Genomic DNA, 8,377 nt, shown 5'->3' on the forward strand with positions numbered 1-8,377 from the left:
TTCCAGCAGGGCCTGCCGCCACGCCTGTCTGGCGCGGTCCACCTCCTCCAGCTGCTCGGCCAGGGCCTCGCCGCGGATCGCGCTGGAGCCGTTGCGCAGGGCGGTGATGAGGAGGCCGACGGCGGCGAGCAGGATGCCCGCGGCGGTGAGGGCGGCGAAGAACCAGCCCGCGGTGATCATGGGTTGGGCGATGGACGGCGCGGGGTCCAGGACGTGCAGCACATAGCCGACGAGCAGGAAGATGATCGCGGCGGTCCCGGCCAGCACCGGGGCCAGCACGGCGAGCATGGGGACCAGCCCCGCCCCTGAGGCGTCCAGGACGGCGCCGGTGAATCCGGCGGAGTGGTCGTGGTCGCCGTCGTCCTCCGGCGCCCCGGGCATCGGCAGGGGCGCGGTGGGCTCGCGCAGTCTGGTGCGGGCGACGACGTAATCCTGGTATTCGGCGGCCGCGCACGCGGTGATGGCGGCCGAGGCGCTGAGCGCCATGGCGCGCAGCTGCTCGGCGGTGAGCCGCTCTCCTATGCCCTTCAGATCCGGTCGGCGGTCAGCGGTACGCAGCACCTCGTCGAGAACTCGCTCGAACTCCGGGCGGTCCTCGGCGAACAGGTGCGGAGCGCTTTTCATGGTGCATCCCCCGATACTCCGTAGGGCCTTGGTGCCGGCTTTCGCCGGTCAGTCGGGCGGAAACGGAGGAGAGCCTGCGACGGATAAACCGATGGTAGAGCCGATCCGGCGCGAGGAGACAGCAAGTTTCGTGATTTGCTCAGCCCCGGTGAGGCCCTCCGTCCGCTTCCGTGCGCGCCCGCATCAGCCTCAGGCACCCAGCGGCAGTTGTACGACCAGCAGTTTTCCGGCCATGGTGATGCCGCCGTCCATCGCGACCGCGAGATTGTCCGCGTAGACGTGCGGGCCCTCGACCGCGGGCGTGCCATCGTCCTCGCCGTCCTCCGAGCCGACTTCGCCCAGCAGATACGGGATCGGGCTGTGCCCGTGGACGATGCGCTCCCCGCCGTAAGCGCCGAGCAATTCACGCGCGGCCGTCGGTCCGGCGTCCTCGTCGCGGAAGGCGAAGCGCTTGGTGAATTTGCGGAACAGGTCCCAGCACTCGTCCGCGTCACTGCGCTGGAGCGTCTCGGTGACGGTGTCGTTGACGGCCTCGATCGAGTCGCCGTACTCCAGATAGGCGGTGGTGTCGGAGTGCACGAGCAGGTGCCCGTCCTCCTCGGCCATCGCGTCCAGCCGCGACATCCACTGGAGGTGATGGTCCTCCAGCCGCTCCATGTCGGTGCGCTGGCCGCCGTTGAGCAGCCAGGCGGCCTGGAAGGAGGCGGTGCCCGCCCCGGAGTGGACGGGGGTGTCGCCGAACCGCTTGGCGCCGATGAGGAGCAGTTCGTGATTGCCCATCAGCGCCTTGCAGTAGCCGCCCGCGGCGGCGGCCTCGGCGGACAGCTGCATCACCAGGTCGATGACGCCGATGCCGTCCGGGCCGCGGTCGGTGAAGTCGCCGAGGAACCACAGCCGGGCGTTCCCGGCCGCCCAGCTGCCCTTGTCGTCGATCAGGCCCTGGGCGGCGAGCGCCTCGCGCAGTTCGTCGTGGTAGCCGTGGACGTCGCCCACGACGAACAGCGGGCCGGGGCCTTCGCCGTCGTCTGGGTCGGCTTCCGGATCGGTCACCGAGGTGAGGGCGATCGTCGGGCGGTCCTGCGGGGGCACCAACTGGGTGTCCGCGATGGTGTGCCCCGGGCCCAGCACCGGCAGCTTCTCCGTCGGGGTGTACCCGTCGGGCATCGGAGCAGGGGCAGGTGCCGGAGGCACCGGACCGGGCGGCGTGGACGCCCCGTACGCGGGCACATGCGGCACCGCCGCCGTGGTCCCTGCCGTGGCTTCCAGACCGGCCCCCTGAGTCATCGACCCCTCCACCATCGCGCCGCCGTGCCACCTTGTGGACCTTGCCTGGTCGACGGCGGTCCGCGGTGTCGTCCGCCCATCATAGGAATGACCGTGAGGGCTTGTGACGCACCAGGGTGCCGTCAATCGGTGCTCGGTCCCGCTCGGACGGTCTTTTATCCCGGATTGGCCCGGTAGCGGAAGCCCCACGGCCTCCAGTCCTTCTCGGGTCATCCTTGAGTCACTCTCAGATCATCCTCCGGCGCGGCTGCGCGGCGGGCTGACCGTCGTACGCGGCGGACGGCGCTGGGACGATGTCCGCACGATCAGTTCGGTGGGTATCACCTGCTCGACGGGACGGTCGCTGTCGAGCCCCTCGATGGCGTCGATGAGCAGTTGCACCACGGCGGTGCCGATCCGGCGCGGCTTCAGCGAGAGCGTGGTGATGGGCGGTTCGGTGGTCCGGTAGACCGTGGACTCGCTACAGCACACCAGCAGCAGGTCCTCGGGGACGCGCAGCCCGTAGCGGCGGGCGGCGGCGAGCAGATCCGTGCCGTTGGGGTCGAAGAGCCCGTAGACCGCGTCGGGGCGGTCCGGCCGGGCGAGCAGCCGGTCGGCGGCGACGGCCCCGGCACAGGGGTCGTGGGCCGGGTACGACTCGTAGACCGGGTCCTGGCCCACCCGCTCGCACCAGTGCAGATACGCCTCGGTCGACAGCCGGGTGTAGGTGTCGGTGCTGGTGCCGGTGAGCAGCCCGATGCGGCGGGCCCCGGCCTCGGCGAGGTGGTCCAGCAGGCCGAGCACGGCCGCCTCGTGGTCGTTGTCGACCCAGGCGGTCACCGGGAGGGTGCCCGCCGGGCGGCCGTCGCTGACCACGGGGAGGCCCTGGCGGAGCAGCTCGGCGACCACCGGGTCGTGGTCGGACGGGTCGATCACGATGGTGCCGTCGAGCGCGACGTTGGACCACACGTCGTGGCGTGAGGTGGCCGGGAGGATGACGAGCGCGTAGCCGCGCGCCAGCGCGGCGGAGGTCGCGGCCCGTGCCATCTCGGCGAAGTAGGCGAACTCGGTGAAGGTGAAAGGTTCATCCCCGTACGTGGTCACGGTCAGGCCGATGAGCCCTGACTTGCCGGTACGGAGGGTACGGGCCGCGGCGGACGGGCGATAGCCCAGCCGCTCGGCGACCTCGCGGACGTGGCGGCGGGTGGCATCCGGGAGCCGTCCCTTGCCGTTGAGCGCGTCGGAGACGGTCGTGATCGAGACCCCGGCGGCGGCGGCCACGTCCCGGATGCCCGCCCTGCCTAACCGGCGGCCGGCCGACCGGCTCACCTGGTGCTTCCCTGCTGCTGTCATGGCCAGCCGATAGTAGGGCCCGGGCACCCGGTCTGCGCGATTCCGCCATCGGTATTCGGAAGGCACGTTTCTGCATGAGCGCTCTGACCAATTCCCTTGGAAAGTAAGCCAGTTGGGGTGCCGGGGAGGGGTCTGGTCGCCCCTGGCATATCCACACCTGGCGATTGCTCGATGTCTCGAAGAGGTCTCAACTCACCTGCACGAGGGATGCGCGCCACGGCGCTCGCCACCGGCGCGCGCACATGAGCGGGGCGCTCCCCCGGCGGGTACGCGGGCGCCCCCGGCGGGTACGCGGGGTGCTCCGGCGGGTACGCCGGGCCGGGCAATCCTCATAAGGTGTGCAGTATTGCCGTGTGCGAAGCCTGTGCACGGAGCCGAAGGGAAGGGCCGAGGAGGACTGCCGGTGAGTGAGAAGAGCCCCAAGCTGCGCGCGGCGCTGGACGGGATTCCGACGTACAAGCCCGGTAAGCCGGCAGCCGGGGACGGCCCCCGGTCCTTCAAGCTGTCCTCCAACGAGAATCCGTATCCGCCGCTGGCCGGAGTGCTGGAGACGGTCGCGAACTCCGCCGCGTCCTTCAACCGCTACCCGGACCTCGCCTGCACCGCGCTGATCGCCGAGCTGGCGACCCGCTTCGACGTACCGCTGGAGCACCTGGCCACCGGGACCGGCTCGGTCGGCCTGGCCCAGCAGATCGTCCAGTCGACGGCCGGGCCGGGCGACGAGGTGATCTACGCCTGGCGGTCCTTCGAGGCATATCCGATCATCACTCAGATCGCGGGCGCGACCTCGGTGCGGGTCCCCCTGACCGACGCGGAGGTCCACGACCTGGACGCGATGGCGGATGCGATCACGGACCGCACCCGGCTGATTTTCGTCTGTAACCCCAACAATCCGACCAGCACCGTGGTGCGCCGGGCGGAGCTGGAGCGGTTCCTGGACCGGGTGCCGTCCGATGTGCTGGTGGTGCTGGACGAGGCGTACATCGAGTTCATCCGGGACGACCAGGTCCCCAACGGCATCGACCTCTACCGGGACCGGCCGAACGTCTGCGTCCTGCGCACCTTCTCCAAGGCGTACGGCCTGGCCGGGCTGCGGGTCGGCTTCGCGATCGCCCATGAGCCGGTCGCCGCGGCGCTGCGCAAGACCGCGGTCCCCTTCGGCGTCAGCCAGCTCGCCCAGGACGCCGCGGTCGCCTCGCTGCACAGCGAGGACGCGCTGCGCGACCGGGTGGAGGCGCTGGTCGCCGAGCGGGCCCGGGTGGCCGGGGCGCTGACCGGACAGGGCTGGACGGTGCCGGAGGCGCACGCGAACTTCGTCTGGCTGCGGCTGGGGGAGCGCACGGCGGACTTCGCGGCGGCGTGCGAGGCGGCGGGTGTGGTCGTGCGGCCGTTCCCGGGCGAGGGGACGCGCGTGACGATCGGCGAGCGGGAGGCGAACGACCTCTTCCTGCGGGCCGCCGAGGGGTTCCGCAAGGAGCTGTGAGCGCGCCGCCGCGCGCCGTCGGCCCCGCTTCGTCAAGGGGCCGGTCGGGCCCTCCCTGATCGGCGAAGGATACCCAAGCGTGACCCATTCGCCCCCTCCCACCCCCAGGTGGGAGGGGGCGAAGGCGTGTGCGTATCATTGCTTGTGAATGTGAATACGTTCACAAGCTCGCTTCGGTGAGCAGCGCGGCACGACCGTGCGGCACGGCAAGACCGTAAGGAGAGATTCACGTGGAGCTGGCTCTGGCGCCGGAGACCCTGGCGCGATGGCAGTTCGGGATCACGACCGTCTACCACTTCCTCTTCGTGCCCCTGACGATCTCTCTTGCGGCGATCACCGCCGGGCTGGAAACCGCCTGGGTGCGCACGGGCAAGGAGAAGTACTTCCACGCCACCAAGTTCTGGGGCAAGCTCTTCCTGATCAACATCGCGATGGGTGTCGTCACCGGCATCGTGCAAGAGTTCCAGTTCGGCATGAACTGGTCCGACTACTCGCGCTTCGTCGGCGACGTCTTCGGTGCCCCGCTCGCGATGGAGGCGCTGCTCGCGTTCTTCTTCGAGTCCACCTTCATCGGCCTGTGGATATTCGGCTGGGACAAGCTGCCGAAGAAGATCCACTGCGCCTGCATCTGGATCGTCTCGCTCGGCACCGTCCTGTCGTCGTACTTCATCCTCGCCGCCAACTCCTGGATGCAGCACCCGACCGGCTACGCCATCGACAAGGCCACCGGAAAGGCCCGGCTGACCGACATCTGGGCGGTGCTGACCCAGGACACCACCCTGGTCGTGGTCTTCCACACCCTCACCGCCGCCTTCCTCACCGGCGGCGCCTTCATCGTCGGCATCGCCTCCCTGCACCTGTGGCGGGCCAAGCGCAAGCAGCTCCGCGGCGAGGAGCTGGGCGCCAAGGAGAAGAAGCAGATCGGGGCGATGCGGGCCAGCCTGCGGGTCGGTCTGATCGTGGCCGTCGTCGCCGGGCTGGGCACGGCGATCAGCGGCGACTCGCTCGGCAAGGTGATGTTCGAGCAGCAGCCGATGAAGATGGCATCGGCGGAGGCCCTGTGGGACACCCAGGCGCCCGCACCCTTCTCGGTCTTCGCGGTGGGCGACGTCAGCGAGGGGCACAACAGCGTCGAACTGGAGGTCCCGGCGGCGCTGTCCTTCCTCGCGCACAGCAACTTCACCGACGCCGTCCCCGGCATCAACGACGTCGCCCAGAAGGAGGCCGCCGCCTACGGCGGTCAGCCCGAGGACTACATCCCCAGCATCTTCATGACCTTCTGGGGCTTCCGGCTGATGATCGGCTTCGGCATGACGTCGTTCGCCGCCGGTGTCATCGGGCTGTGGACGACCCGGAAGAAGCGCTGGCTCGACCCCGCGTTCCGCACCGCCGAGGACGAGGTCCCCCGGCTCATGCTCACCACGACGCGCGAGATGAGCCCGCTGCTCACGAAGTGGTCCTGGCGGATCGGCATCCTCACCATGGGCTTCCCGCTCATCGCCAACTCCTTCGGCTGGATCTTCACCGAGATGGGCCGCCAGCCCTGGGCGGTGTACGGGCTGATGAAGACCTCCGACGCGGTCTCCCCCGGGGTGAGCCAGACCGAGGTCCTCATCTCCCTCGGCGTCTTCACGCTGCTGTACGGCGTGCTCGCCGTGATCGAGGTGCGGCTGCTGGCCAAGTACGCCAAGGCCGGGCCGGACACCGACGAGAAGCCGCCCGCCGAGGACCCCAAGCTGCGGCTGCCCTCGGGCGGCCCGGGTGGTCCCGGCGGCGGGTCCGCCGCGGAGGACGACGCCGACAAGCCGCTGACCTTCGCGTACTGACGCGCACTGACGGTCGGAGAGACTCATGCACCTTCACGACTTCTGGTTCCTGCTGATCGCCTTCCTGTGGACCGGCTACTTCTTCCTCGAAGGCTTCGACTTCGGCATCGGCGTGCTGACCAAGCTGCTGGCCCGGGACCGCACCGAGCGCCGCGTGCTGATCAACACCATCGGGCCGGTCTGGGACGGCAACGAGGTCTGGCTGATCACGGCCGCCGGCGCCACCTTCGCCGCCTTCCCCGACTGGTACGCGACCCTCTTCAGCGGCTTCTATCTGCCGCTGCTGGCCATCCTGGTCTGTCTGATCCTGCGCGGTGTCGCCTTCGAGTACCGGCACAAGCGTGCCGAGGACCGCTGGCAGCGGAACTGGGAGCACACGATCTTCTGGTGCTCGCTGCTCCCCGCGTTCCTGTGGGGCGCGATCTTCGCCAACCTGGTGCACGGGGTGCAGGGCGCGACGGGCTTGAGCCGCTGGAAGTCCGTCCAGGTCATGACGCCGGGGTTGAGGTGCGGCAGCAGCCCGGCTGGTGCTGTTCACCTTCCACGGCGCGGTCTTCGCCGCGCTCAAGACGACCGGGGACATCCGGGCGCGGTCGCGCCGGTACGCGGCCTGGCTCGGCCCGGTCGCGGCCGTGGTCGCGCTGCTGTTCCTCGGCTGGACCCAGGCCGACAGCGGCAACGGGCGCAGCCTGGTCGCCGTGGTCCTCGTGGCGGTGGCGCTGGCCGCGGCCCTGGTGATGAACGCGCGGGGGCGCGAGGGCTGGGCGTTCGGCCTGTCCGGCGTGGCCGTCGCCGCGTCGGTCGCGATGCTCTTCCTGGCGCTGTTCCCGGACGTCATGCCGTCCTCGCTGGACCCGAAGTGGAGCCTGACGGCGGCGAACGCGGCCGCGAGCGCCTATCCGCTGAAGATCATGACGTGGGTCGGGGTCATCATGATGCCGCTGATCATGGCCTACCAGGCGTGGACGTACTGGGTCTTCCGCAAGCGCATCGGCACCCAGCACATCCCCGCCGCGCACTGATGCGGCCGCTGCCTCAGGTGGTGTGTTTCACGTGAAACCAATCGACCCCCGGCTGCTCCGGTACGCGCGGGCGACCCGGTTCTTCCTGGCGGCCTCCGTGGCGCTGGGGCTCGCCGGGGCCGGGCTCGTCATCGCGCAGGCGATGCTCATCGCCGAGATCGTGGTGGGTGCGTTCCAGCGGAGCCAGGGTGTTGGCGCGCTGACCGCGCCGCTGATCTGGCTGGCGCTGGTCGCCGGGGGCCGGGCTGCCGTCTCCTGGCTGACCGAGCTGGCCGCGCACCGGGCGAGCGCCGCGGTCAAGTCGGAGCTGCGGCTGGGGCTGCTGGAGCGGGCCGTACGGCTGGGGCCCGGCTGGCTGGACTCCCAGCGCACCGGGGAACTCACCACCCTCGCCACCCGTGGCATCGACGCCCTGGACGACTACTTCGCCCGCTATCTGCCCCAACTGGGCCTCGCGGTGGTGGTTCCGGCGGCGGTGCTCGCCCGGATCGTCACCGCCGACTGGGTCTCGGCGGTGGTCATCGTCGTCACCCTGCCGCTGATCCCGCTGTTCATGGTGCTCATCGGCTGGGCCACCCAGTCCCGGATGGACCGTCAGTGGCGGCTGCTGTCCGGGCTGTCCGGCCACTTCCTCGACGTCGTCGCCGGACTGCCGACCCTCAAGGTCTTCGGCCGCGCCAAGGCCCAGGCCGCCGCGATCCGGTCCATCACCGCCGACTACCGGCGGGCCACGCTGAAGACGCTGCGGCTGGCCTTCCTGTCCTCCTTCGCCCTGGAGCTGCTGTCCACGCTGTCCGTCGCGCTGG

6 protein-coding genes and 1 pseudogene are annotated in these 8,377 nt (G+C 70.2%); 4 read left to right on the forward strand and 3 right to left on the reverse strand.

Going from position 1 to position 8,377, the window contains the following annotated elements; all coding sequences use genetic code 11:
* From SSOG_RS53810 to SSOG_RS22505, 3 genes are all read right to left on the reverse strand, one after another.
* Positions 1 to 624 (reverse strand): hypothetical protein (locus SSOG_RS53810; RefSeq protein WP_009716540.1); only part of this gene is annotated, 624 nt, incomplete at its 3' end.
* Between the two features lie 189 nt (positions 625 to 813).
* Positions 814 to 1,923: a metallophosphoesterase gene (locus tag SSOG_RS22500; RefSeq protein WP_009716541.1), complete on the reverse strand. Its 1,110-nt coding sequence runs from the start codon at positions 1,921 to 1,923 to the stop codon at positions 814 to 816.
* Between the two features lie 216 nt (positions 1,924 to 2,139).
* Positions 2,140 to 3,240: a LacI family DNA-binding transcriptional regulator gene (locus SSOG_RS22505; RefSeq protein ID WP_039941527.1), complete on the reverse strand. Its 1,101-nt coding sequence runs from the start codon at positions 3,238 to 3,240 to the stop codon at positions 2,140 to 2,142.
* A 403-nt stretch (positions 3,241 to 3,643) separates the two neighbouring features.
* On the opposite strand from SSOG_RS22505, the gene hisC reads away from it, so the two are divergent.
* The 4 genes and pseudogenes from hisC to SSOG_RS22525 all read left to right on the forward strand — a co-directional run.
* Positions 3,644 to 4,723 (forward strand): histidinol-phosphate transaminase, encoded by a 1,080-nt coding sequence (hisC, locus tag SSOG_RS22510; protein ID WP_009716543.1) that lies wholly within the window; start codon positions 3,644 to 3,646, stop codon positions 4,721 to 4,723.
* A gap of 230 nt (positions 4,724 to 4,953) precedes the next feature.
* Positions 4,954 to 6,549 (forward strand): cytochrome ubiquinol oxidase subunit I, encoded by a 1,596-nt coding sequence (locus SSOG_RS22515; protein ID WP_009716544.1) that lies wholly within the window; start codon positions 4,954 to 4,956, stop codon positions 6,547 to 6,549.
* Between the two features lie 25 nt (positions 6,550 to 6,574).
* Positions 6,575 to 7,571, forward strand: a pseudogene (cydB, locus tag SSOG_RS22520) (cytochrome d ubiquinol oxidase subunit II).
* Between the two features lie 31 nt (positions 7,572 to 7,602).
* A partial coding sequence (locus SSOG_RS22525) for an ABC transporter transmembrane domain-containing protein (protein ID WP_039938379.1) occupies positions 7,603 to 8,377 on the forward strand: 775 nt, incomplete at its 3' end.

This window comes from Streptomyces himastatinicus ATCC 53653 (genome assembly GCF_000158915.1).
Lineage (GTDB): Bacteria > Actinomycetota > Actinomycetes > Streptomycetales > Streptomycetaceae > Streptomyces > Streptomyces himastatinicus.

Coding starts and splice junctions, on each gene's coding strand:
- SSOG_RS22500 (WP_009716541.1), bottom strand. CDS start 1,923: ATGGTGGAGGGGTCGATGACTCAGGGGGCCGGTCTGGAAGCCACGGCA.
- SSOG_RS22505 (WP_039941527.1), bottom strand. CDS start 3,240: ATGACAGCAGCAGGGAAGCACCAGGTGAGCCGGTCGGCCGGCCGCCGG.